Below are 23,573 nucleotides of genomic sequence, written 5' to 3'. Positions count from 1 at the left end.
CAGCGGCGGGGTGAGTCCCGCCGGAGGATTGAGTGATCACTGCAGTTCGCCATATCCCAGCTGTTTATAGACTGCTTTCGCCTCCTGCGGCCCTTTGACCGGGACCACCGGAATAAAGGTCTGCAGCGGCAGTTTCTCTTTGGCGAAGTAGCGCGCGACGTTATCGGCGGAGGTCTGGCCAATCAGATGCGGCTGCTGAGCCACGTTGGCGACGAACGGGCTATTCGGCTCGGCCATGATCTCCAGCGTTTCCGGACCGGCATCGATAGCGGTAACCTTCACATCTTTATCGCGGCCGGTCTCTTCCAGCGCCTGAACGATACCGATGGCCGGCTGATCCCAGCAGGCGACATGAATGGCATCGAGTTTGCCTTTAGGATACTGGCTGAGTAATTCGAGGGTTTTCTTCCGCGCGTCTTCCGGGGAATTGGCAAACTGTTCGGCCAGCTCCGGCTGGATAATATGAATGTCCGGATAATCCTTAAGGACATATTTCCACTGATCGTAACGAATCCCGCAAATACGCAGGGAGCTGGAGAACGCATTGAATACGGCAACGTTGCCTTTACCGCCTAATTCGTCCGCCATATAGCGGCCAATGGTTGAGCCCAGGGTGTAGTTGTCGGAAGTCGTGTTATTGACCGAGTATTTTGACACATGATCGACGGTAAATACCGGAATGCCAGCGTCGCGCAGCGCTTTGAATTTAGGTTCGACAGCGCTGTCGCCGAGAATACTAATTACCGCATCGACTTTACGTGACAGTAAAATATCATGGTTGTTGGCATGGACCTGATTATCGCGGCCGCCATCGACGCCGATCACTTTACCACCCAGTTTCTCTACCTGTTCGGTGGCGCCTTTATAGGCTTCACGATCCCAGAAGTGCTGGGTGCCAACCACGGCGACGCCAATGGTCTTCCCCTGGAGCGAAAGGGCTTCTGCGGCTGACGCGCTAACGGAGACGAGCGAGAGCAGACCCAGCGCGGCGGGTAATAATTTTTTTCTCTGCGACATTCTTATTATGATCCTGTGATGAAGGTAGCTGCGGACTCGTAGCATGACAATAACGAGCACGCAACCTCAAATACGAAATACGTCTAAGTTATTCCAGTAATGTTATATCGCAGGATTAGCCGAGGAAAACTTAATTTTATCATCGACAAGCTGAAAATATTTCATGATGGATAATTTAACCCTCTTTTATATTGTGGATATTAAAGCTGATGCGTTATTTTCAGTGCAAATAATCGTTGCTGCTTAATTATTATGGTTTAGCTGATGTGAAATCTGGTAAATAACCTGTCGGGCCGGGAAGTGTGAGGGGTTAATTGCTATATATCCAGCATATTATATGGCGGGTGGCGTTTTATCTTGCCGAGCATCGCGCTCTATTATAGCGCTCTTTAGCGGGTGAGAAGAAAACAGGCACTATGAGAAAACAGCATAATCTGACCGTGATGCACTGGGGAACCTGGCAGGTTCAGGCCCGCGATGGCCATATCGCTGCGGTCACGCCGGTTCCCTGGGATAAGTCTCCTTCACGTATCGGTCAATCGCTCCCCGATGCGGTCACCGGCAATGCGCGCATTCGCCGTCCGGCGGTGCGAGAAGGCTATCTGAAGAATGGCCCGGCTTCCCGCGAGGGGCGTGGCACAGAACCTTTCGTGGAGGTGAGCTGGGAGGTGGCGCTTGATCTGCTGGCCCGCGAGCTGACGTCGGTGAAGACGCGCTGCGGCAACGAGGCGATTTTTGGCGGCTCCTACGGTTGGGCCAGCGCCGGACGTTTTCACCACGCCCAGAGCCAGCTGCATCGTTTCCTGAAAACCTTCGGCGGTTACACCGCCAGCACTAATACCTACAGCAGCGCCGCCGGGGAACGCATTTTACCGCATGTGCTCGGGCCGCTCAGTCCGCTGCACCGCCAGCACACTCATTTCTCTGAGCTGGCGCGCGAGTGCCAGCTGTTTGTCGCCATCGGCGGTTTACCGCTGCGTAATGCGCAGGTCAACGGCGGCGGCGCCAATGACCATATGCTGAAGCACTGGCTGGATAAAATGCAGGAGGGGGGAACGCGCTTTGTTAACATCAGCCCGGTGCGTAACGATCTCAGCGCCGTGGAGAGCGCGCAGTGGCTGGCGATTCGTCCGGGCACCGATACGGCGCTGCTGCTGGCGCTGTGCCACGTGCTGATAGCCGAATCACTGTACGATGCGCAGTTTGTCGCCAGCCATACGGTAGGTTTTGAACCGTATCGTGACTATCTGCTCGGGGAGAGCGACGGGATAGCGAAAACGCCGCGCTGGGCGGCGGCGATTACCGGTATCGCGGAACAACAGATCGTCTCTCTGGCGCGGATGATGGCCAGCCAGCGCACGATGGTGAATATCTCGTGGTCCATTCAACGCGCGCGCCAGGGGGAACAGGCCTACTGGGCTACGGTAGCGCTGACCGCGCTGCTGGGGCAAATTGGCACTCCGGGCGGCGGGCTGGGCTTTGGCTACGCCTGCACCAACCTGGCGGGAGCCGCGCGTAAAGCGTTCTCCGGCCCGCGCTTACCGGCCGGGGAAAATGCGGTCAGCAGCGTGATCCCGGTGGCGCGACTGGCGGATATGCTGCTGCATCCCGGCGAGGAGTACGAGTTTGACGGCCAGCATCTGCGCTACCCTGATATCCGCCTGGTGTACTGGGCGGGGGGGAACGCGTTCCATCACCACCAGGATCTCAACCAGCTGTGTGAAGCGTGGCGGCGGCCGGAAACGGTGGTGGTCCACGAGCAGTACTGGACCGCGCAGGCTAAATTCTCCGATATCGTGTTGCCGGTAACCACCTCGCTGGAGCGTGAAGATATCGGCAGCGGTGGGCACGACGGCTTTATGATCGCCATGAGCGCCCAGATCCCGCCGGTGGGCGAGGCGCGCGACGATTACGCGATTTTCTGCGATCTCGCGGCACGGCTGGGCATTGGCGAGCGGTTTAGTGAAGGGCGGGATGCCGGCCAGTGGCTGCGACAGATTTACGAAGACTCCCGGCCGCGGGCACAGGAAGAGGGGATTGAGCTGCCTTCGTTCGATGCGTTCTGGCAGCAGGGCGTGCTGGAATACCGTGCCCCGGAAAAACCGCAGGTCTTTCTGGCGGAGTTCCGCGCCGACCCGCAGCGCTATCCGCTCTCCACTCCTTCAGGCAAGATTGAACTCTACTCGGAAACGATTGCCGCTTTTGGCTATCGCGAATGCCCGGGCCATCCGTGGTGGGATGCAGAAGAGGCGGCCCGGCAGCAGACGGAGGTCGAGCGCTGGCCCCTGCATCTGCTCTCCAGTCAGCCGCGCACCCGTCTGCACAGCCAGTACGATCACGGCAGCGTCAGCCGGGCGACGAAAATTCAGGGCCGGGAGCCGCTGTGGATGCATCCGCAGGATGCGCAGGCGCGGGGCATCGTCGAGGGTAGCGTGGTGAAGGTGTATAACGCCCGCGGGGCGATTCTCGCCGGGGTGCATCTTAGCGAGCAGATCCTCGAAGGGGTGGTGCAGATGTCAACGGGAGCCTGGTACGATCCGCTGGATCCGAAGGTCAAAGGTTCGCTGGACAAGCATGGCAATCCGAACGTCTTGACCGAAGATCGCGGCAGTTCGCGCCTGGGACAGGGCTGTAGCGCCCAGACCTGCCGGGTAGAGATCGAACCATGGCGTGAACCGCTACCGCCGATTACCGCCTTCGATCCGCCGAGGTTTATTCGGGAGTAGGAACGGGGAATTGCCCGGCGGCGCTTCGCTTGCGCGGGCCTACGGGAAGGAGGGGATGCTGTAGGCCGGGTCAGGCGAAGCCGCCACCCGACATCTGTCCAGAGCCGGTTTATCGCCCGCGAGGAGTGCGCAGTAAACCCGGCGGCGCTTCGCTTACGCGGGCTGACGGGAAGGCGCGGATGCTGTAGGCCGGGTCAGGCGAAGCCGCCACCCGACATCTGTCCAGAGCCGGTTTATCGCCCGCCCGGAGTGCGCAGTAAACCCGGCGGCGCTTCGCTTGCGCGGGCCTACGGGAAGGAGCGGATGCTGTAGGTCGGGTCAGGCGAAGCCGCCACCCGACATCTGTCCAGAGCCGGTTTATCGCCCGCGAGGAGTGCGCAGTAAACCCGGCGGCGCTTCGCTTGCGCGGACCGACGGGAAGGAGGGGATGCTGTAGGTCGGGTCAGGCGAAGCCGCCACCCGACATCTGTCCAGAGCCGGTTTATCGCCCGCGAGGAGTGCGCAGCAAACCCGGCGGCGCTTCGCTTGCGCGGGTCTACGGGAAGGAGGGGATGCTGTAGGCCGGGTCAGGCGAAGCCGCCACCCGACATCTGTCCAGAGCCGGTTTATCGCCCGCGAGGAGTGCGCAGTAAACCCGGCGGCGCTTCGCTTGCGCGGACCGACGGGAAGGAGGGGGGGCTGTAGGTCGGGTCAGGCGAAGCCGCCACCCGACATCTGTCCAGAGCCGGTTTATCGCCCGCGAGGAGTGCGCAGTAAACCCGGCGGCGCTTCGCTTACGCGGGCTGACGGGAAGGCGCGGATGCTGTAGGCCGGGTCAGGCGAAGCCGCCACCCGACATCTGTCCAGAGCCGGTTTATCGCCCGCCCGGAGTGTGCAGTAAACCCGGCGGCGCTTCGCTTGCGCGGACCGACGGGAAGGAGGGGATGCTGTAGGCCGGGTCAGGCGAAGCCGCCACCCGGCGCTATTGAATTGCGGCGTTAGGCCAGCCGCGGGTAGGCGTCGGCGATATCGTTGCCGGTAAATTTCGCTACCCAGCCTTCCGGGTTGTCGAAAATACGGATAGCGGTGAAGTCAGGCTCCGGGCCCATATCAAACCAGTGCGGCGTGTTGGCCGGTACCGAAATCAGATCGTTCTTCTCGCACAGCACCTGAAACACTTCGTTGCCGATATGCAGGCAGAACAGCCCGGCGCCTTCAACAAAAAAGCGGACTTCGTCTTCCCCGTGGGTGTGTTCGTTGAGGAACTTCGCGCGTAGCGCCTCTTTCTGCGGATTATCCGCGCGCAGGCTGATCACGTCCCAGCTCTGGTAGCCCTTTTCCGCCACCAGCTTCGCGATTGCGTGCTGATAGGCTTCAAGCACCGCCTCGGATGTCGGAGAGGGGCCTAAATCACGGTCGGCCTGCCAGCGTTCGAAGCGCACGCCTTTGGCGTTGAGCTGCTGCTGAATTTCATCGCCGTCGGTGCTATGCCACAGAGGGGTACCGGCGTCTTTTTCTGAATAAATCGTTAATGCGCTCATGCTGGGATCTGCTCCGGATGAATGTCGTCAAAACGCTGAACTTGCGGGTGATGGCTGGCAGGATCGCGGTCGCCGCGCACCAGCTGAATCGTACGAAAACCGGCGGCTTCTGCCGCATCCAGCTCCTGATGAATATCGGAGAGGAACAGAATCGTCGCCGGATGATGCCCCAGCTGTTCGGCAATATTCCGATAAGACTGCGTTTCTCGCTTGGCTCCCGTCAAGGTGTCGAAATAGCCACTGAACAGATGAGTAATATCACCTTCGTCGCTGTAGCCAAATAACAATTTCTGCGCCGCGACGGAGCCAGAGGAATATATATATAAATCAATTCCCTGGGACTTCCATTTTTCCAGCGCGGGCAGAACGTCCGGATAGAGATGGCCGGTAAAGTCGCCATTAACATAGCCTTCGCGCCAGATAATACCCTGCAGCGCCTTGAGCGCCGTTGACTTGCGGTCTTCGTCCATAAAGGCCAGCAGGGTATCAATCAGTTCGGCGGTGCTGGCGGCGGGGTTATCGATTTCCGCTCGCAGATTATCAAGGATCGTCTTCACCGGCTCGGCGTACTGTTGCGCGGTGACAAAGGCCGCTAGCCGCTCGCGGGCGTACGGAAACAGAACGTTGTGGACAAAAGAAATGTCGCTGGTGGTGCCTTCAATATCGGTCACGATAGCGCGGATCATGGTTTCTCCAGAGTGGGCGGTGCGCCGTGATGGGCTGCTTCAGGCGAGAACCGGCATAACATTATCATTTAGACGTCTAAGCGTCTTGATTGCCAAATATTAACATCGTGTTATAGTGGCTTCAACAACAGCATTACAATCGGTAATTATAAAATGAGCAATAAGCCACTGATTCCTGAAAGTAAACTTCCTTCTCTTGGCACCACCATATTTACACAAATGAGCGCGCTGGCGCAGGAACACCGGGCGATCAATCTGTCGCAGGGGTTCCCGGACTTTGACGGGCCGCGCTACCTGCAGGAGCGCCTGGCGTATCATGTCGCTCAGGGGGCTAACCAGTACGCGCCGATGACCGGTGTCCCGGCTTTGCGTGAAGCGATTGCCGACAAAACCGCCGAACTGTACGGCTATCGCCCGGATGCCAACAGCGATATTACCGTTACGGCGGGGGCAACCGAAGCGCTCTATGCGGCGATTACCGCGCTGGTACGCGCCGGCGATGAGGTCATCTGTTTTGACCCAAGCTACGACAGCTACGCGCCGGCCGTGGAGTTATCCGGCGGCGTATTGAAACGTATCGCTCTGCAGCCGCCCCATTTTCGCGTTGACTGGCAAGAATTTGCCGCAGCGCTTAGCGAGCGCACCCGGCTGGTTATCCTGAACACGCCGCATAATCCGTCGGCGACGGTCTGGCAGCGCGAGGATTTTGCCGCGTTGTGGCAGGCGATTGCTGACCATCAAATTTATGTGATCAGCGATGAGGTCTATGAGCATATTTGCTTTGCGTCGCACGGGCACGCCAGCGTACTGGCACACCCTCAGCTGCGCGAACGGGCGGTGGCGGTCTCTTCTTTTGGTAAAACCTTCCACATGACCGGCTGGAAAGTGGGGTACTGCGTGGCGCCGGCGGCGATAAGCGCCGAGCTGCGCAAGGTTCATCAGTATCTGACTTTCGCAGTGAATACGCCTGCCCAGCTGGCAATCGCCGATATGCTGCGCCATGAGCCGGAGCACTATCGCCAGCTGCCGGAATTCTACCGCGAGCGGCGAGATCTGTTTGTCGATGCCCTGCGCAGCAGCCGTCTGGAGATTCTTCCTTGCGAGGGCACCTACTTCCTGCTGGCTGACTACAGCGCGATTTCCGATCTCGACGATGTGAGCTTCTGCCGTTGGCTGACGACCGAAGTGGGCGTCGCGGCGATCCCGCTGTCGGTGTTCTGCGCCGATCCGTTCCCGCACCAGCTCATCCGCCTGTGCTTTGCAAAACAGCCGGCAACTCTGCTGGCCGCAGCGGAACGTCTCTGCCAGCTGTAGCTATTTTACGGTCCACGCCTGAGAAAATTGCCGGTCGCCAAACAGTTCGGCAAGACCGTTAATTTGTTTCAGGCGTAACACCTCGTCAGCGTCCATACCCAGCTCCTGACTGATTTTCGCGTCTGACCAGCCCAGGTTTGCCAGCTCATGGACGATCGCGGACATGGCGGGGATCTGATGGCGGCCCCGCGCGCGGTTATGGCGAATGGTGGCGGCCATCAGCGTATCGCGACCGGGAGAAGGGTTTTCCAGGCAGGTCACCGGGAGATAGCCGTTCAACTGCTTTTTTAACGGCGCTTTGTTTCTGGCGAGCTCGTGGCGATGGAATCCGTCAACGATGGTGTAGCGCGCCTCATCTTGTCTGAGCACCACAATGGGTTGCGTAAAACCGTCCGTCTCCAGCGAAGTGAGCAGCAGACGTTTTTCCGGCGGGGCGAGGTTGTTGGGGTTGTAGTCATTTGGCGAAACGCTCTCCTGCTTGACCCACAGCACACAGTCAACGGGATGTGATTTGAACGGACTGTAATTGTGCAAAAGTTGGCGAAAAGCGTTCAGCGCCTCCACGCGTTCTGCATCCTGGAGAGTGTTCAGATAGCGCTCAAGATCCTGCATTATTTGTTGTTGCATAAGATTCCCCACTGCTGGCGTTTTTGACGCATTCGTTCGCGGTAGCGTCGGTATTGGCTGGCTTTGGTCGGACTGAAAGAGAGCATGCGGCACCAGTAATCGTTATTCAGTAGCACTTTGCAGATGCGTCGCCAGGAGGGAATATCCTTCACGCCGGTATCGGCCGTCTGGAGGTCAGGTATATCCACCATTCCTTGCTTTTGATACCAGTGCAGATAGACGGCAATTTTATTCCGGTAATGTTCGGCCGTTTTTTCCGGCATGCTGTCGAGTAAAAACAGGGCGTAGCTCTTCCAGGTATGATGTCCGGGTTTCTCCAGCTTGCGATGTCCGTAGAACTGGTTATCCTGGCCGGCGTAGATCCCGCCGCAGCCTGCGCCGCTCACCCGCTGGCACATAGCGGCCCAGCGCGCAGGTTCCAGTACGTGATAAAGCCAAAGCCCCTGGCGTTGTTCCGGACCGAAAGGTTCACAGATACGCATGTAGCGCAGCGGTACGCCGGCCTGATACATCAGGTCATAGAGTGGGTTACAGGCGAGTCCGCTTTTGGCAAACCAGGTCCAGATATCAGCGGTTTTCCAGTCATAAATAGGGTAGGCGTACCACGCGTGGCCCCCCGGCGCTGAGGTGGTCCAGGGCTTATCATCGGCAAAACGCTGTTTGCGACGCGATGAGATGGTGATAAATCGGTTAAGGGATTCATCCGCGCGGATGCCGACTAAGATTGCCGCGGGACGGTTAGCGGAAAACCAGTCGGCGAATTCGCGCACAAAGCTTTCGAAGCTCATCCCCGGGGCGTAAAAAGAAAAATAGCCGGGGTCGGTAATGGCATGCGGCGGAGGCTGGCGCACCCATGGGGTGTCAGGTTCCCAGCATTGCCATTCCGGCGCGAACTGACTGAGTGAGTTCTGCGTGGTTAGCGGCAGAGCAACCCAGAAAAATTGTTCGATGACATCCTGATATGTTTCCCGCAGCGCTTCACAATGGGTAATGGTGCAGGAAAACTGCGCCTCCCAGTCGATAAACAGCACGCTAATTTTGCGGCCTGTACGTCGTGCGTGAAGCGCGGTCAGATGTAACATCAGAGTGGAATCCTTGCCTCCGGAAAAAGAGACACAGATTCGGGAGAAATTATCCATCACCCATTCAATACGTTTCTGCGCGGCCTGCAGAACGGACTCGGGTAATGGAAGTTTTATTAATGCCACGATCTCTGTTCCTTAACTGCAGTTGACGGTTTGATTGCATACCATGCTACGACAGAAAATAACCACCGTCATTTTTTATGCTTTTACATTTGCGTGGATTATTAATTTAGACTTAATCATTCATGGCGTGAATTTTTGTCTGAGGTCGCGGATGGATTATCTTGTCGATCAGCGAAGAGAACAGGGGGGTATTTATCTGCGTCTGGTGATAAATCATGTAGATCATAATAGAGGGTAGCGGAACGGGCAGCACTCTTAATTTCAGATTAAAAAGCGGGGGAGTCAATATCGCTTTAGGAACAAAGCCGATAAGGTCGGTGTGGTTAATCATATTGATGATCGCTATCAGAGAATCGCTGCGAAAGGCAATCCTGCGGTCAGGAAAGCTTTTTTTCATTTGCGCATAAAAACTCTTTATCCCGACTTCACTGGAAAGATAAGCGGCAAAGCTTTCTCGCATAATGGCCTGCCGGTCGTTGAGTTCATCGGCCCGCGGATGGTGTTCGCCACAGACCAGTACCATTTCAGCCTCGTGGAAGGGCTGGCAGAGCGTCTCCGCGTTTTTACCGGGGGACAAACTGAGTATCAGATCCGCCTTGCGCTGTGAGAGCAAATTCTCCACTGATTCGCTGGTGAGCTGAAGGTCATGATGCTCAATCTGCATATTCCGGCTGTGGTAGAGGGCACGGATGAGTTGTGAAGAGTCGGGGGTAATAAATAACTGTGGGCTATAAATGACAAACCGTTTTTTTAAATTGTCCGGGTTGGCTATAGAAATCGTTTTCTCCAGCTGGCTTAAGTTTTTTTCGAGAAGATAATGCAGGTTGACGCTCATTTGGGTGGGGGTAATGCCTTTCCCCGAACGAATAAACAGCGGATCGTTAAGCTGAGTGCGCAGGCGTTGCAGTGACTGGCTTACGGCGGAGGGCGTAATAAATAATGTTTCCGCCGCCCGACTGATGCTCAGATGTTGATAGATGCATTCAAAAATAACCAGCAGGTTAAGATCGAATTTTTTCAGGCCGTAAAGGTTCGCCATGGCTAATTATCCGGATTACGTCGTGGTGATAAAAGTTATTAGTATTTTGTATTTTATTTTTTTGTAATAATTGAGTTGGTGAATTTATAATAGCGTTTATTTTTCGCCAATACTGAATGTATATGACTGGAGAGGCGTAAGCCAGGTTCTTTTTTCTCAGGAACCTGGCCAGGAAGAGGAGCTGAGCGGGCTACTTTTCTCCCATCATGACCTGCAGCTTGTCGGCTTCAGGCAGCCCGACCACCTGCTGCAGCATATTATCTTTGTTCATGTAGTAAATGGCCGGCGTTGCGTTCGCGCCGAGTTCATCCATTAACTGCTGGTTCTCGCTGACGATCTTCATTTTTTCCGGGGAGAGATTAGCCGGGATCTTAATAAGCATTTTTCCGGCGGATTGTTGGTAATCACGCCAGGTTTTCGCCGGATCCTCGGTAGCGAGAATTGCGGCGGCCGTCGCCGGGCTTTCGGGTTTGATAACGCCAACCAACAGCGTGCGAATCTGTACTTTGCCTGACTCTACCCACGGACGGGCCTGTTGCCAGAATTGCAGGCAGTACGGGCAGAAGGGATCGGCAAAGACATACAGAGTGACCGGCGCCTCCTTTTTCCCTTCCTGTAGCCAGCTGGCGGCCTCCATTTTCTTCCACATCGCCTGGCCTGCCGGCGTATAGAGCTCTTTCTGGAACAGCTGCTCGCTCAGGTTATTGCCATTTTCATCGTACATATAGCCGGAAATAGCGTGCTTGCCGTCGGGGGTCAGATAGATAGCGACCCCCATATCCTGATATTTCCCCAGCCATCCCTTCACCCCACCCGGTGCTTCAAAGGGCTTAATAATGGTAATTCCCTGTTTTTCTATCGCTTTTACGGGAGCCGGGAGATCTTCAGCCTGGCAGAAAAAGGGTAAAAAACTGAGAAAAAACAGACGCTTTAACATGATAATTCCTTGTTAAATCAATGTGTAAGGTGAAAAGATGACGAAGCCTATCACAGCTATAGGTAAGACCTGCTCGCGGGCGGATTGCCCTTTAATACTGCGGATGGTGTAATCGGCCTTGCTGTTACATTAAGGTAATGTAGAGCGCAACACATAGCCAGCTTGTCTGGCACTGAACCTACCTGCGGGTATTTCAGGTAACGGGGCCGCCTGAATAGGGTGGCCTTTTTACTTTCAGTGCCACGGGATGCAAAAGTAACGAAAAGCGGCGATCGTCGCGCCGGGTTCACAAAGCTGTCTTGTTCCGGTTGTTAGATATCGCTTATTGATTTGATAATGCAAACGCATTGGTCGAATCAGGAAAAGTTCGTTAACTTAGACCTCAACGAAAACACGGAGGAAGTATAGATGTCCTTGATTAACACTAAAATCAAACCTTTTAAAAACCAGGCATTCAAAAACGGTGAATTCATCGAAGTTACCGAAAAAGACACCGAAGGCCGTTGGAGCGTATTCTTCTTCTATCCGGCTGACTTCACCTTCGTATGCCCGACTGAACTGGGCGACGTTGCAGACCATTACGAAGAGCTGCAGAAACTGGGCGTAGACGTGTACTCCGTTTCTACCGATACCCACTTCACCCACAAAGCATGGCACAGCAGTTCTGACACCATCGCGAAAATCAAGTATGCGATGATCGGCGACCCGACTGGCGCCCTGACCCGTAACTTCGACAACATGCGTGAAGACGAAGGCCTGGCAGACCGCGCAACCTTCGTTGTTGACCCGCAGGGTATCATCCAGGCTATCGAAGTTACCGCTGAAGGTATCGGCCGCGACGCATCTGACCTGCTGCGTAAAATCAAAGCTGCTCAGTACGTTGCTTCTCACCCAGGTGAAGTTTGCCCGGCGAAATGGAAAGAAGGTGAAGCGACTCTGGCGCCTTCCCTGGACCTGGTCGGCAAAATCTAAAATTCACTACACCTTTCGCGCTACAGGTGCGTTGGCTACGCTTCATCCCCCGGTCACTTACTTATGTAAGCTCCGGGGATTCATAAGCCAGCCGCCTTCCTGTAACACGAAATGCTTGCGAATTTATCCTCAAGCGGGTGCATCTGCGCCCGTTTTATTCCAGCACCATGATGCAAGCCGCATTCAGGCCGCCCGCAAGGCTGCTTGCATGATGATGTTTTTTAAGCAGGAGATTAAAAATGCTCGACACCAACATGAAAACCCAGCTCAAGGCCTACCTTGAGAAACTGACCAAACCTGTTGAGCTGGTTGCCACGCTGGATGACAGCGCAAAATCGGCAGAAATCAAGGAACTGCTGGCTGAAATCGCCGAACTGTCGGAAAAAGTGACCTTCAGAGAAGATAACAGCTTGCCTGTCCGCAAGCCTTCTTTCCTGATTGCCAATCCCGGATCCCTCCAGGGGCCGCGTTTTGCCGGTTCTCCGCTGGGACATGAATTTACCTCTTTGGTGCTGGCGCTGCTGTGGACCGGCGGCCATCCTTCCAAAGAGACCCAGTCACTGCTCGAGCAGATCCGCGATCTGGACGGTGATTTTGAGTTTGAAACCTATTATTCGCTTTCTTGTCATAACTGCCCGGATGTCGTGCAGGCGCTGAACCTGATGGCGGTACTGAATCCGCGTATTAAACATACGGCGATTGACGGTGGGACTTTCCAGAATGAGATTACCGATCGCAACGTGATGGGCGTTCCGGCTGTCTTTATGAATGGCCAGGAGTTCGGTCAGGGTCGTATGACGCTGGCGGAAATTGTCGCTAAAGTTGATACCGGCGCCGAAAAACGGGCGGCGGAAGAGCTGAATAAGCGCGATGCTTATGATGTGCTGATTGTTGGTTCCGGCCCGTCTGGTGCCGCGGCGGCGGTCTATTCTGCGCGTAAAGGTATTCGTACTGGCCTGATGGGTGAACGTTTCGGTGGTCAGGTGCTGGATACCGTGGATATCGAAAACTACATCTCTGTACCGAAAACCGAAGGGCAGAAACTGGCCGGGGCGTTAAAAGCGCACGTCAGCGACTATGCGGTGGATGTGATCGACTCTCAGAGCGCATCGAAACTGATTCCGGCTTCGGTAGAAGGCGGCCTGCACCAAATTGAAACGGTCTCTGGCGCGGTGCTGAAAGCGCGCAGCGTGATCATTGCCACCGGGGCAAAATGGCGCAACATGAACGTGCCGGGTGAGGATCAGTATCGCACTAAAGGGGTGACCTATTGCCCGCACTGCGACGGCCCGCTGTTTAAAGGTAAACGCGTGGCGGTCATCGGCGGCGGTAACTCCGGCGTTGAGGCGGCCATCGATCTGGCAGGTCTGGTAGAACACGTGACTCTGCTGGAGTTCGCGCCGGAAATGAAAGCCGACCAGGTCCTGCAGGATAAAGTCCGCAGCCTGAAAAACGTCGATATCATTCTCAATGCGCAGACCACTGAAGTGACGGGCGATGGCAGCAAAGTGACCGGCCTGCAGTATCGTGACCGGGTCAGCGGTGATGAACACCATATCGAGCTGGCGGGGATTTTCGTGCAGATTGGGCTGCTGCCGAACACCAACTGGCTGGAAGGCACCATCGAGCGTAACCGGATGGGCGAGATTATCATCGACGCGAAATGTGAAACTAACGTCAAGGGCGTGTTTGCCGCCGGCGACTGCACAACCGTACCGTACAAACAGATTATTATCGCCGCGGGCGAGGGCGCGAAAGCTTCCCTGAGTTCGTTCGATTATCTGATTCGTACCAAAAGCGCATAATAAAGTAAGACCACACCTGCATATAAAAGAGGCTACCCCAGGGTAGCCTCTTTTTTTAGCCTTCGGGGTTACCGAACGACCATTACCGGAATATGGGCATGGCGGATGACGCTTGAGGCATTAGAGCCAAGCAAGTGGGTGCTGATAGAAGGGTTGCGCGAACCAATCACCACCACATCGGCTTTAATTTCGTTCGCCAGTTCATTGACCATGTCCCGCACATTACCAAAGCGGACGTGCATTTTAATCCGCGAAGGGTCGATGCTGAAATGACCTGCCATTGTTTTCAGGCGCGTTTCCGCTTCGTGCTGTAGATGCTCTTCAAAACGACGCAGATCGGCGGTAAAGCGGCTCATCGTGAAGCTGGACGATCCGGGTAAGACGTGGAGCAGGTGAATAATCCCATCCTGCTGGGCCAAAAACTCCGCGTGGCGGACGGCCTTGTCGCTCAACTCCATCTCAAAAACATCAACGGGCATAATGATAGTTTTATACATATGCATTCCTCCTTGTTCGACTGTTTCTATATCAACACATTATAGGAAAATATAGTGTCATTCAGCTCGCAAAACTGTCAGCTCAGACGAAGAGAGAGGTAAAATTTTGTCAGAACAAATGAGAGAGGGAAGAGGGCAGAAAGAGGATGCGAAGACATCCTCTGAATAAAGCGTGAAACGCCTCAGGCAGCGGGAGAATTAACGATGAAACTCACCTGCAGCTTCCGGCTGGTAAAGTAGTTCCAGGACTTCGAGATGAGCCGATGCCCCGCCCGGTAATTCCCAGTGGATCGCACTGCCGACTTTCAGACCGAGCAGCGCGGCGCCAACGGGAGCGAGCACGGAAAGCTGGGTGGCGCTGTCCGTTACCTGCGAGGGAAACACCAGTGTCCGCACGCGTTCTTCACCGCTGCTCAAATCGCGAAATCTGACTTTACTGTTCATGCTGACAACATCATGCGGCATCGCTTCGGGCGCCAGCATTTGTGCACGATCCAGTTCGTCGTTCAGCGCATCTGCCACCGGGGAATTAGCGAAAGCCGGCTGTTCGAGCAGCCTGTCGATGCGTTCTGCATCGAGCTCATTAATGATGATTGCGGGTCTGGTCATCGCATACTCCGTGTTATCCAGGAACCTGTCCGTAAAAGAAAACCCTCACCGAAAAGGCAAGGGTTAATGTCGTCCCATCATACTGAGACTTGTCGGCGGTTTGAAGTGATTAAACGCACATTAAGTGATGATCGCCGAAAGGGACATATGAAATTTATGATAATGCCGTCACAACCGAAAAATCTGTCTTATCCTTTTTAAGCTGTATCAGGTAGTACCCTTCCAATACAGGAGACTTAAATGAGCGGTTTTGACAAACTTACTCTTAACGACGGTAGTTATCTGTATTTTAAAGACTGGGGTAGCGGGCAACCGGTGGTATTCAGCCACGGCTGGCCGTTGACGGCTGATGCTTTTGAAGATCAAATGTTGTTTCTCGGATCGCATGGATTCCGCGTGATTGCTCACGATCGCCGGGGGCATGGTCGCTCGGCGCAGCCCTGGGATGGCCACAATATGGATCAGTATGCCGACGATCTGGCTCAGCTCACGGCCCATCTGAACTTACGTGATGCCGTTCATGTCGGACACTCAACCGGCGGCGGGGAAGTCGCGCGTTATATCGGCCGGCACGGAACTGACCGTGTGGCGAAAGCGGTGCTGATTGGCGCGGTGACGCCGATTATGATTCAGACGGACTTTAACCCGAACGGCGTTCCCAGGGCGGTCTTCGACAGCATCAGGGAGGGGGTTATTGAGGATCGCGGAGCGTTCTTCTATGAGCTGACGGCAGCATTCTACGGCTACAATCGGGACGGGGCCAAAGAGTCAAAAGCGGTACGTGAAGGGTTTGTCGAGCAGGGATTGCAGGGGTCAATCAAAGCGCTTTATGACTGTATTGAAGCGTTTTCTGAAACCGACCTCCGTGAAGACCTGCGTAAGATGACGATCCCGACGCTGGTGATTCATGGTGATGATGACCAGATTGTCCCGTTTGAAACCTGCGGGAAAGTGGCGGCGCAGCTGCTGCCTGACGGCGAATTAAAGGTCTACCAGGGCGGGTCTCACGGGATCTGTACGACCCATAAACACCAGATTAACCAGGATCTGCTCGATTTTATTCGCGCGTAATCTACCGGCGGCTTACGCCGCCGAATCATCAGTCGCCGGCTTTATCAATCACAAATTGTTTGCCGCAATTCCCCGGATGAGGCTGGGGCAAGAGGCTATTGGCTGAAAGCGGCTGATTGATGGCCTCCGCTTTGATGGCGATTTGCATTTCGGTTAAATAAGCCGGATTGCCGTTACAGGTCAGCTTAAATGCTTTCACGCTCTGCTTACCATATGCCTGCGCGACCGCGGCATCGAACTCATCGCGGCTGACGCTCTGCCCGTAGTGCTTCGCCAGAAAGAGGCCCAGCGGGCTCTGCTTCACTTCACTATCAAGACGTACCATCGTGCCAAAGTAGCTATCGGGATCGAAGCCAAAACAGACGCCGTGTTTCGCATACTCATAACGCTCGAGACATGAATTGCCGCCGGCTCCCGGCATCACGCTATTGAGTTTATTCGCCATCTCGAGCGACAGCCCGGTTTCAGCGGCCTGGCATTTACGCCCGGCTTTCACTTCAGGCATGTTGGGGACAGGGCGGGTGGCGCAGCCAAAACGCATCCAGCGCCGATCGTCGACGCCCCGGGCAGCAATGGATTTTGGCAGGCCAGGCCAGAGGCCATGTACCGTCAGGAAATCCGCTTTATTCGGTAATTCCTGCTGCAAGCGACACTCTTCCGGCTCACTCCGGTTTCTGTCATGCATGCTCTGGCAGAACCCCGTTTGCCATGACAAAGCCAGTACATAACGGTCGAAATCGCCATATTGCGTTGCGGTGAGTGGTTCAGCGCCGGCCTGGGTTGCCGTCAACAAAAGGGCAATGGCGACGAAATCCTTCCTGAACATTTTTAATCCTGATAGTGGGTGACAATGATTTACAGGAAATGATTAAAGCATAAAAAAGGCGCCAGCTGGCGCCTTTTCGCGTTTATTAAAGCGCGCTACCGGGTACCAGAACTTCGGTGGCGATAATCACCACCAGCAGACCGACGATAACCGGAACAGAGGTCCGTTTCACCACTTCAAAGGGGGAGATTTTGGCCATCCCGGCAACGGCGACCACCACGCCTGAGACCGGCGAAATAGTCCGACCCAGGTTTGAAGCCTGTAGCATAGGAATGGACAGGTAGGCCGGGTTGATGCCTGAAGAGTGGGCTAATTTCGGGATCATCTCTACGAAGGCGTAAAACGGCGCGTTACCAGAACCGGTAGTCATTGCCGCCAGCATGGTCAGAATCACCAGCACCAGCATTAAAATAATGCTCGCCGAGCCAAATGATGTGGCGATTGAGATCAGGCTATTGATAAAGCCAATGGTGCTCAGGCCCTGAGCAAAGACGCCGGCGGCCACTAACAGCATGACGACGCCGGCGAAGGCATCGGCCATGCCGCGGTAGGCGACTTCCAGTCCGGCGAAAACATTTTTCGTATTAAAGCCGCGCACAAACTCCAGCACGGCCGCCAGCAGCATGCAGAGCACGAGGATAGCAATAATATGCAGCTCCGGGCCCCATTTCCCGTCGAAAATCAGGACGCCGATAATCGGCGTAAAGGGCAGAAGGGCGTAAAAGGAGGGAGCGGTTGTGGTGATCTCATTCACATCAAGCATTTCGTGAACGACATTCTCTTTTTTATCCAGATAGCGCTGCCAGAAGTAGTGGGCAATGGCCATGCTGATAATTGCGACGATGGAGATTGGCAGCGTGGTTTTAAACGCGAAGTCGATGAGCGGCATTTCTGCGGCTTTGGCGGCCAGCACCACGTCGCCGGAGGTCGGAGAGAGGATAATGGCGGCCGGCGAGGCGCAAATGGCCGCCGCGGCGCCGCGACTGATACCGACGTTCACCATCACCGGGAACAGCGTGGCCATCAGCAGAACGCCCAGGCCGGTTGCCGAAGAGACGGCCAGCGACATCAGACAGGCGACAAAATAGGCGGCGATCATCAGCAGATAGGGAGAGTTAATATAGCGCAGCGGCTTTGAAGCCAGCTTTACCACCATATCGTTGGCGCCAATATGGGTCATATAGGTGGCGAATCCGCAGAGCATCATGATCATCATGCCCAAATCGCCGCCGCGGCTCATCAGGAGAATTTTAACGTATTCGATAATATCGGTCGCGGAGTACCCCGTGCTTTTTGTATCGCCGGGTAAAATTTTGTGCCCCATCAACGCGCTGACGATGAGTAACGTCAAACCGCCGACGAACAGCACGCCGGTGGCGGAATACCCCTTTATGATATAGCGGGCAACACCCACAATGACCACAATCCCAATCAGGATCTCAACTAGCGTAAGCATCTTTTACCCCTAAGCCTTTTACCCAAAGAATCTGCTAATAAATAAAGTGAAGATAAAATTAAGTGAGCGAATGTGCCTAATTAATGGGCGAAACATGCTGATGCAAATCAATAAACTGATGAGAACCCTGCAATCATCAGTGGAGGGGCGGTCGCTATCACAAAACGACGAGGTGAAAAGGATGCTGTTTTTCCGATCATAAATCAGAAACTTACCTAATTTCGTTAAGGTAATATTAAGATTATACTTGTTAAATTATTGCGCTTTAAAATCGATATTGGTAAGAGATAAGTGTTGAGACAACGTCAGTTCGTATTGTTTTTTCTTGGTTTTTTAGGGGTAATACTCTCTTGTGGCGCGGCTAACGCGTCGTTTACGTCGACGATTCGCGATGGGTATAACACCTTAAGTGATAACGTCGTGCAAACCTGGCAGGAACCTGAACACTACGATCTGTATGTTCCCGCGATTACCTGGCATGCCCGCTTTGCCTATGACAAAGAAAAGACCGATGAATATAACGAGCGTCCGTGGGGAGCAGGATTCGGGGTTTCGCGCTGGGATGATAAAGGCAACTGGCACGGCCTGTATCTGATGGCTTTTAAGGACTCGTTTAACAAATGGGAACCGATTGGCGGCTATGGCTGGGAGAAAACCTGGCGTCCGTTAGCAGATGACAACTTTCATCTTGGTCTGGGGTACACGCTGGGCGTGACGGCGCGGGATAACTGGAATTACATTCCCATTCCGGTCATTTTGCCACTGGCATCCATTGGTTATGGACCGGCAACTTTCCAGATGACCTATATCCCCGGGACCTACAATAACGGTAACGTCTACTTTGCCTGGGCCCGTTTCCAGTTTTAGAACTGGCATAACTTAGCAATAAAAGAGCTAAGTCGTTTGTCCTGTGAAAAAACAACAACTAAGGCGTGACCTCCTAAAAAAGATAGCGATATTTGTCACTTTTTAACAAAGTTGGACTGGACAAAAGGCATCACAATTGATGTACTGGTGCCCGACACAGTATCAGTGTCGTTTTTTCATATAAAGGTAATTTTGATGTCTAAGATTAAAGGTAACGTTAAGTGGTTTAATGAATCCAAAGGATTCGGTTTCATTACTCCGGAAGATGGCAGCAAAGATGTATTCGTACATTTCTCTGCAATCCAGTCCAACGGTTTCAAAACTCTGGCTGAAGGTCAGCGCGTAGAGTTCGAAATCACTAACGGTGCCAAAGGCCCTTCTGCTGCAAACGTAAACGCTATCTAAGCATTGCGTCAGTAGAGTATAAAAACCCGCTCAACGCGGGTTTTTTTTTGCCTGCCGTTAGCGGCTGGCAGCGTGGGAAAAGAGCCAGAATGCCGTTGCCGTCATGGCGAATGAACCTAACAGATTGACCAGAATGTTCAGCAGCGCCCAGCTGAAACGGCCCTGTTGCAGCAGGAAAACGACCTCCGATGAGAAGGTTGAGAACGTCGTCAGCCCGCCGCAAAATCCGGTAGTGATCAGCAATTTCCACATTGGGTCAATGTTTGTCAGGCGATTAAACCATGCCAGCCCGGCACCAATGATAAATGCGCCCAGCAAGTTTGCCGCGAGTGTGCCGATGGGAATAGCGTGATGCATTGGATTGAACTTCATACCAAGCCACCAGCGCAATACGCTGCCGGTACCGCCGCCAACAAAAACGGCTAAAAGTAGTTGTGACACTCTCATTCCCTGCTATTTGGTTAATACAGGGGTTTGAGTGTAGCGCGCAAAATGCGTCATTGGCTACGAAATACCTGACGGGAGAAGAGAATGCGGGTTGCTGCGGGACAATTTGCCGTTACGGCGGACTGGCGAGTCAATGCGCGTACCTGCGTAGCGTTGATGAACCAGGCGGCCGGGCAGGGAGTATCATTGCTGGTATTACCGGAAGCATTGCTGGCGCGTGACGACAGCGACCCGGATCTCTCGGTAAAGTCGGCGCAGGAGATTGATGGCGGTTTTCTGCAGCTGTTGCGTGATGAAAGCCGGAATTATGGTTTAACCACGGTGCTGACGCTGCATGTACCTTCGGGTGAGGGGCGAGCGACGAATACGCTGGTGGCGATACGCCAGGGCGAAGTGATTGCCCAATACCAGAAGCTCCATTTGTATGACGCGTTTGCGATGCAGGAGTCGCGACTTGTCGATGCCGGGCAACAGATTCCGCCGCTGATTGATATCGACGGGGTACGCGTTGGCCTAATGACCTGTTACGATTTACGCTTTCCTGAACTGGCGTTAACGCTGGCGCTTAACGGTGCTGAAGTATTGGTTTTACCCACCGCGTGGGTAAAAGGGCCGATGAAGGAGTATCATTGGGCCACGCTACTGGCGGCCAGGGCTCTGGATACGACCTGCTATATCGTTGCGGCAGGCGAATGCGGCACCCGTAATATTGGTCAGAGCCGCATTATCGACCCGATGGGAACGATAATGGCGGGGGCAGGGGACGAGCCGCAGATGATTACTGCCGACATTTCGACAGCGTCGCTGCGTCAGATTCGCGAGCGTTTGCCGGTGTTGAAGAACCGCCGCTTTGCGCCACCGCAATTATTGTGATGTTTTTTTAAACAAGGCTTGATTCACCTTGTTACAGATTGCTATTGTGTCCGCGCGTCAAATAGCCGTTAATTGTTCGCGTGTATGATGGCGTATTCGCAGCTTGTTTTAGAGAAGAAGGTTAGCTATGGGTGAGATTAGTATTACCAAACTGCTGGTTGTCGCAGCACTGATTATTTTAGTGTTTGGTACCAAAAAATTACGTACGCTGGGTGGAGACCTGGGGTCCGCTATCAAAGGCTTCAAGAAAGCCATGAACGACGATGACGATAGCGCGAAGAAAACCAGTGCGGAAGAAGACGCTCCGGCACAAAAGCTCTCTCATAAAGAGTAATTAAAGGCGCTTTCCCCGACAGCGGGAGGGCGTAACCGACAGGCGAGAGTCTGGACGTTGAAGAGGCTGCAGCGATAAGCGTTGCGGCCTCTTTTTGTTGCCTGCTCGCGAAAATACGGAAAAAATGCAACCAGTTGTTACCAGCGGGCAGGGAAACATCAGACGGGCGGGATAAAAACAGATCGCCGCGCGAAAGCGTTCACGCGGCGATTGGCGGGCAGTGAGATTTACTTCACTTCCATCCCTTTGGCTTGCAAGTCGGCATGATAAGACGAACGAACGAACGGACCGCAGGCGGCATGGGTGAAGCCCATCGCCATCGCTTCGGCTTTCATCTCTTCAAACTCATCCGGGCTAACGTAGCGCTGAACCGGCAGGTGATGACGGCTTGGCTGCAGATACTGGCCCAGGGTGAGCATAGTCACGCCATGGCGACGCAGGTCGCGCATAACTTCGATGATCTCTTCATTGGTCTCGCCGAGACCGACCATCAAACCTGATTTCGTCGGGATCTCCGGATGCGCTTCTTTAAAGCGCTCCAGCAGCTTCAGCGACCAGTTGTAGTCGGCGCCTGGGCGAACCTGACGATACAGACGCGGCACGTTTTCCAGGTTGTGGTTAAACACATCCGGCGGCGTCACCGTGAGGATATCCAGCGCGCGATCCATACGGCCACGGAAGTCAGGGACCAGGGTCTCAATCTTAATCGTCGGGTTTTTCTCACGAATAGCGCTGATACAATCGGCAAAGTGCTGCGCGCCGCCGTCGCGAAGATCGTCGCGGTCAACGGAGGTCACGACGACGTAACGCAGGCCCATATCGGCGATAGTTTGCGCGAGTTTCTGCGGTTCGTTGGCATCCGGGGTCACCGGACGACCGTGCGCAACGTCACAGAACGGGCAGCGGCGGGTACAAATCGCGCCGAGGATCATAAAGGTGGCCGTTCCGTGGTTGAAGCATTCCGCAAGGTTTGGGCAAGAAGCTTCTTCGCACACGGAGTGCAGACCGTTCTTACGCATCGCTGCTTTGATTCCCTGGATACGGGACGAGTCAGCCGGAAGTTTGATTTTCATCCATTCCGGTTTTCTGAGCAGAGCTTCACGCTCAGTTGCCACGTTTTTCACCGGGATAAGGGCCATTTTATCGGCGTCGCGGTACTTAACACCGCGTTCCATCACAATGGGTTTACTCATAGCGTGCGTGTTCCAGTTGCGAGTCACGAAGGAAAGCGAATCAATTCAAGGAAATGTTGTATTTATCAACTATTTTTGAATTAAGGACAGGCAGTATACCATTGATATGGGACAGAAAGCAGCCTACCTGTTCGGCAAATTGTAAAATAGTTGTTGTTTTATGCTTATCCTCACGTGCTTTATTGTTTAAACGACTGGCAAACGACCTCGATGACCTGATTCAGCAACGGTTCCTGCGCGCTCTGCCGGTTGTAATGCAGTGCAATCTCAATGCGCTCTTCGGGTAATTGAGCGTAGTCGAGCCTTGCCAGCGACCACGTTTGCGCCAGCAGAGAAAACATCCGCTCCGGCATCAGCCCGAGCATATCGCTTTGGCTAATCAGCGCAGCCTGGGCAAACAGGTTGTCGCTGCTGAAGCCACAGCGGCGTTCTCCCTGGCGTTCCTGCCGCTGCCGGTATATTGCCGGATAGCGTTGGCCCGGCGGTAGCTTCAGCGCAAACTCATACTGGCGGAGATTCTCTTCGGTTAACGGCCTTTGCAGCGCCGGATGTCCTTCGCGGCAATACATCACCAGCCGCTCTTCAAACAGCAGGTGATACGCGATGGTCTGGCTACTGTAGGTATCGCTGTCGATCACTAAATCGACCTGGCGTTGGTTAAGCTGACTGCTGGCATCGGTAATGGCGATGTTGTGTAACCGGATCTGGGGGAAACGCGGTTTGAGCGCGTGCGCAATCGTGGGGATGACCAGCGCTCCGATGAGAGGGGAGGTCGCGATGGTGAGGGCGCGTGGCTGAGCCGCCCCGCAGGCCAGGTCAAGGGCGCTGAGGAAGGATTCCATTCCCTGGCTGATGTACTGGTGAAGATGGGTTGCGTAGGCCGTAGGCCTCACCCCCTGGCCTTTACGAATAAACAGTGGGTCGGGGAATACCGCACGCAGTTTGTTAAGCGACTGGCTGATCGCCGATGGTGTAATGTTCAGCACTTTAGCGGCATTTACGATGCCCTTGTGGACATACACCGCTTCAAAAATGGTCAGCAGGTTCAGATCCACATTGCGTAGAATACGCAACACCTGGCGGTCGTGGTGCGGTTCCTGCGGTGCGGGCGACTCTGATGACGGCGTGTTATTTTCCACTCAGC

Annotated in this window: 23 protein-coding genes; 9 read left to right on the top strand and 14 right to left on the bottom strand. The window is 54.4% G+C overall.

Annotated elements, in window-relative coordinates; translation table 11 throughout:
* Positions 1 to 36: 36 nt before the first annotated feature.
* Positions 37 to 1,017 (bottom strand): sugar ABC transporter substrate-binding protein, encoded by a 981-nt coding sequence (locus tag DSD31_RS18405; RefSeq protein WP_004859454.1) that lies wholly within the window; start codon positions 1,015 to 1,017, stop codon positions 37 to 39.
* A 416-nt stretch (positions 1,018 to 1,433) separates the two neighbouring features.
* Here DSD31_RS18405 and DSD31_RS18400 point away from each other — a divergent pair, with 416 nt between their 5' ends.
* Entirely contained in the window at positions 1,434 to 3,743 is a 2,310-nt protein-coding gene (locus DSD31_RS18400) for a molybdopterin-dependent oxidoreductase (RefSeq protein ID WP_113991233.1), read from the top strand.
* A 977-nt stretch (positions 3,744 to 4,720) separates the two neighbouring features.
* Here DSD31_RS18400 and DSD31_RS18395 read toward each other — a convergent pair.
* Both DSD31_RS18395 and mtnC read right to left on the bottom strand, forming a co-directional pair.
* Positions 4,721 to 5,263 carry a 1,2-dihydroxy-3-keto-5-methylthiopentene dioxygenase gene (locus tag DSD31_RS18395; protein ID WP_015584906.1) on the bottom strand — a complete coding sequence of 181 codons (543 nt, stop codon included), beginning with the start codon at positions 5,261 to 5,263 and terminating at the stop codon, positions 4,721 to 4,723.
* The gene (gene mtnC, locus DSD31_RS18390) at positions 5,260 to 5,949 is read right to left on the bottom strand and encodes an acireductone synthase (RefSeq protein ID WP_004859463.1); all 690 of its coding nucleotides are present in this window, start codon (positions 5,947 to 5,949) and stop codon (positions 5,260 to 5,262) included. The genes DSD31_RS18395 and mtnC overlap by 4 nt, the downstream gene beginning before the upstream one ends.
* A gap of 168 nt (positions 5,950 to 6,117) precedes the next feature.
* Here mtnC and DSD31_RS18385 point away from each other — a divergent pair, with 168 nt between their 5' ends.
* Complete coding sequence (locus DSD31_RS18385; RefSeq protein WP_162661861.1) at positions 6,118 to 7,263, top strand: pyridoxal phosphate-dependent aminotransferase; 1,146 nt, start codon at positions 6,118 to 6,120, stop codon at positions 7,261 to 7,263.
* Here the strand turns inward: DSD31_RS18385 and DSD31_RS18380 are convergent, their stop codons facing one another.
* The 4 genes from DSD31_RS18380 to dsbG all read right to left on the bottom strand — a co-directional run bounded on the left by DSD31_RS18380 (position 7,264) and on the right by dsbG (position 11,074).
* Positions 7,264 to 7,890, bottom strand: a complete 627-nt coding sequence (locus tag DSD31_RS18380; RefSeq protein WP_044023555.1) for an IbrB-like domain-containing protein — start codon at positions 7,888 to 7,890, stop codon at positions 7,264 to 7,266.
* Positions 7,875 to 9,098 (bottom strand): phosphoadenosine phosphosulfate reductase, encoded by a 1,224-nt coding sequence (locus DSD31_RS18375; RefSeq protein ID WP_004859472.1) that lies wholly within the window; start codon positions 9,096 to 9,098, stop codon positions 7,875 to 7,877. The genes DSD31_RS18380 and DSD31_RS18375 overlap by 16 nt, the downstream gene beginning before the upstream one ends.
* 112 nt (positions 9,099 to 9,210) lie before the next feature.
* Positions 9,211 to 10,137, bottom strand: a complete 927-nt coding sequence (gene citR, locus DSD31_RS18370) for a DNA-binding transcriptional repressor CitR (RefSeq protein ID WP_113991232.1) — start codon at positions 10,135 to 10,137, stop codon at positions 9,211 to 9,213.
* A 190-nt stretch (positions 10,138 to 10,327) separates the two neighbouring features.
* The gene (dsbG, locus tag DSD31_RS18365; RefSeq protein WP_086817067.1) at positions 10,328 to 11,074 is read right to left on the bottom strand and encodes a thiol:disulfide interchange protein DsbG; all 747 of its coding nucleotides are present in this window, start codon (positions 11,072 to 11,074) and stop codon (positions 10,328 to 10,330) included.
* 408 nt (positions 11,075 to 11,482) lie between these two features.
* Between dsbG and ahpC the strand changes: the two genes are divergently transcribed.
* Together ahpC and ahpF are read left to right on the top strand one after the other, a co-directional pair.
* Positions 11,483 to 12,046 (top strand): alkyl hydroperoxide reductase subunit C, encoded by a 564-nt coding sequence (ahpC, locus tag DSD31_RS18360; RefSeq protein ID WP_004859485.1) that lies wholly within the window; start codon positions 11,483 to 11,485, stop codon positions 12,044 to 12,046.
* Positions 12,047 to 12,285: 239 nt separating this feature from the next.
* On the top strand, positions 12,286 to 13,851 hold the full coding sequence (gene ahpF / locus DSD31_RS18355; protein ID WP_064357263.1) for an alkyl hydroperoxide reductase subunit F: 1,566 nt from the start codon (positions 12,286 to 12,288) through the stop codon (positions 13,849 to 13,851).
* Between the two features lie 68 nt (positions 13,852 to 13,919).
* On the opposite strand, the gene uspG is transcribed toward ahpF, so the two are convergent.
* Together uspG and rnk are read right to left on the bottom strand one after the other, a co-directional pair.
* The gene (uspG, locus tag DSD31_RS18350; protein WP_004859493.1) at positions 13,920 to 14,348 is read right to left on the bottom strand and encodes a universal stress protein UspG; all 429 of its coding nucleotides are present in this window, start codon (positions 14,346 to 14,348) and stop codon (positions 13,920 to 13,922) included.
* Between the two features lie 198 nt (positions 14,349 to 14,546).
* Positions 14,547 to 14,957, bottom strand: coding sequence for a nucleoside diphosphate kinase regulator (gene rnk / locus DSD31_RS18345; RefSeq protein WP_004859496.1), 411 nt, complete (start codon positions 14,955 to 14,957; stop codon positions 14,547 to 14,549).
* A 240-nt stretch (positions 14,958 to 15,197) separates the two neighbouring features.
* Between rnk and DSD31_RS18340 the strand changes: the two genes are divergently transcribed.
* Complete coding sequence (locus DSD31_RS18340; RefSeq protein WP_004859498.1) at positions 15,198 to 16,028, top strand: alpha/beta fold hydrolase; 831 nt, start codon at positions 15,198 to 15,200, stop codon at positions 16,026 to 16,028.
* Positions 16,029 to 16,056: 28 nt separating this feature from the next.
* Here DSD31_RS18340 and rna read toward each other — a convergent pair whose 3' ends face one another.
* Complete coding sequence (rna, locus tag DSD31_RS18335) at positions 16,057 to 16,854, bottom strand: ribonuclease I (protein ID WP_065906014.1); 798 nt, start codon at positions 16,852 to 16,854, stop codon at positions 16,057 to 16,059.
* Positions 16,855 to 16,939: 85 nt separating this feature from the next.
* The gene (dcuC, locus tag DSD31_RS18330; protein WP_004859503.1) at positions 16,940 to 18,310 is read right to left on the bottom strand and encodes an anaerobic C4-dicarboxylate transporter DcuC; all 1,371 of its coding nucleotides are present in this window, start codon (positions 18,308 to 18,310) and stop codon (positions 16,940 to 16,942) included.
* A gap of 291 nt (positions 18,311 to 18,601) precedes the next feature.
* Between dcuC and pagP the strand changes: the two genes are divergently transcribed.
* Together pagP and cspE are read left to right on the top strand one after the other, a co-directional pair.
* On the top strand, positions 18,602 to 19,177 hold the full coding sequence (pagP, locus tag DSD31_RS18325; RefSeq protein ID WP_113991231.1) for a lipid IV(A) palmitoyltransferase PagP: 576 nt from the start codon (positions 18,602 to 18,604) through the stop codon (positions 19,175 to 19,177).
* Between the two features lie 195 nt (positions 19,178 to 19,372).
* The gene (cspE, locus tag DSD31_RS18320; RefSeq protein ID WP_004859511.1) at positions 19,373 to 19,582 is read left to right on the top strand and encodes a transcription antiterminator/RNA stability regulator CspE; all 210 of its coding nucleotides are present in this window, start codon (positions 19,373 to 19,375) and stop codon (positions 19,580 to 19,582) included.
* A gap of 57 nt (positions 19,583 to 19,639) precedes the next feature.
* Here cspE and crcB read toward each other — a convergent pair whose 3' ends face one another.
* Positions 19,640 to 20,023, bottom strand: coding sequence for a fluoride efflux transporter CrcB (gene crcB, locus DSD31_RS18315; protein ID WP_004859513.1), 384 nt, complete (start codon positions 20,021 to 20,023; stop codon positions 19,640 to 19,642).
* 90 nt (positions 20,024 to 20,113) lie between these two features.
* On the opposite strand from crcB, the gene DSD31_RS18310 reads away from it, so the two are divergent.
* Positions 20,114 to 20,902, top strand: a complete 789-nt coding sequence (locus DSD31_RS18310) for a deaminated glutathione amidase (protein WP_015584898.1) — start codon at positions 20,114 to 20,116, stop codon at positions 20,900 to 20,902.
* A gap of 127 nt (positions 20,903 to 21,029) precedes the next feature.
* The gene (gene tatE, locus DSD31_RS18305; RefSeq protein WP_004859519.1) at positions 21,030 to 21,236 is read left to right on the top strand and encodes a twin-arginine translocase subunit TatE; all 207 of its coding nucleotides are present in this window, start codon (positions 21,030 to 21,032) and stop codon (positions 21,234 to 21,236) included.
* Between the two features lie 227 nt (positions 21,237 to 21,463).
* Here tatE and lipA read toward each other — a convergent pair whose 3' ends face one another.
* Both lipA and DSD31_RS18290 read right to left on the bottom strand, forming a co-directional pair.
* A complete protein-coding gene (gene lipA / locus DSD31_RS18300) occupies positions 21,464 to 22,429 on the bottom strand; it encodes a lipoyl synthase (RefSeq protein ID WP_004859521.1) in 966 nt (321 codons plus the stop codon).
* Between the two features lie 179 nt (positions 22,430 to 22,608).
* Entirely contained in the window at positions 22,609 to 23,505 is an 897-nt protein-coding gene (locus DSD31_RS18290) for a YbeF family transcriptional regulator (RefSeq protein WP_237183983.1), read from the bottom strand.
* Positions 23,506 to 23,573: the final 68 nt, after the last annotated feature.

Source organism: Klebsiella sp. X13 (genome assembly GCF_003323835.1).
In the GTDB taxonomy this organism is placed as follows: domain Bacteria; phylum Pseudomonadota; class Gammaproteobacteria; order Enterobacterales; family Enterobacteriaceae; genus Klebsiella; species Klebsiella ornithinolytica.
Note: the sequence above shows the minus strand (reverse complement) of the source record. Positions and strands in the feature narration are given on the sequence as shown.

Bases quoted from the DNA above. Each gene is read 5' to 3' on its own strand.
- DSD31_RS18405 (WP_004859454.1), bottom strand. From the start codon at position 1,017: ATGTCGCAGAGAAAAAAATTATTACCCGCCGCGCTGGGTCTGCTCTCG.
- DSD31_RS18400 (WP_113991233.1), top strand. From the start codon at position 1,434: ATGAGAAAACAGCATAATCTGACCGTGATGCACTGGGGAACCTGGCAG.
- DSD31_RS18395 (WP_015584906.1), bottom strand. From the start codon at position 5,263: ATGAGCGCATTAACGATTTATTCAGAAAAAGACGCCGGTACCCCTCTG.
- mtnC (WP_004859463.1), bottom strand. From the start codon at position 5,949: ATGATCCGCGCTATCGTGACCGATATTGAAGGCACCACCAGCGACATT.
- DSD31_RS18380 (WP_044023555.1), bottom strand. From the start codon at position 7,890: ATGCAACAACAAATAATGCAGGATCTTGAGCGCTATCTGAACACTCTC.
- citR (WP_113991232.1), bottom strand. From the start codon at position 10,137: ATGGCGAACCTTTACGGCCTGAAAAAATTCGATCTTAACCTGCTGGTT.
- dsbG (WP_086817067.1), bottom strand. From the start codon at position 11,074: ATGTTAAAGCGTCTGTTTTTTCTCAGTTTTTTACCCTTTTTCTGCCAG.
- ahpC (WP_004859485.1), top strand. From the start codon at position 11,483: ATGTCCTTGATTAACACTAAAATCAAACCTTTTAAAAACCAGGCATTC.
- ahpF (WP_064357263.1), top strand. From the start codon at position 12,286: ATGCTCGACACCAACATGAAAACCCAGCTCAAGGCCTACCTTGAGAAA.
- uspG (WP_004859493.1), bottom strand. From the start codon at position 14,348: ATGTATAAAACTATCATTATGCCCGTTGATGTTTTTGAGATGGAGTTG.
- rnk (WP_004859496.1), bottom strand. From the start codon at position 14,957: ATGACCAGACCCGCAATCATCATTAATGAGCTCGATGCAGAACGCATC.
- DSD31_RS18340 (WP_004859498.1), top strand. From the start codon at position 15,198: ATGAGCGGTTTTGACAAACTTACTCTTAACGACGGTAGTTATCTGTAT.
- rna (WP_065906014.1), bottom strand. From the start codon at position 16,854: ATGTTCAGGAAGGATTTCGTCGCCATTGCCCTTTTGTTGACGGCAACC.
- dcuC (WP_004859503.1), bottom strand. From the start codon at position 18,310: ATGCTTACGCTAGTTGAGATCCTGATTGGGATTGTGGTCATTGTGGGT.
- cspE (WP_004859511.1), top strand. From the start codon at position 19,373: ATGTCTAAGATTAAAGGTAACGTTAAGTGGTTTAATGAATCCAAAGGA.
- DSD31_RS18310 (WP_015584898.1), top strand. From the start codon at position 20,114: ATGCGGGTTGCTGCGGGACAATTTGCCGTTACGGCGGACTGGCGAGTC.
- tatE (WP_004859519.1), top strand. From the start codon at position 21,030: ATGGGTGAGATTAGTATTACCAAACTGCTGGTTGTCGCAGCACTGATT.
- lipA (WP_004859521.1), bottom strand. From the start codon at position 22,429: ATGAGTAAACCCATTGTGATGGAACGCGGTGTTAAGTACCGCGACGCC.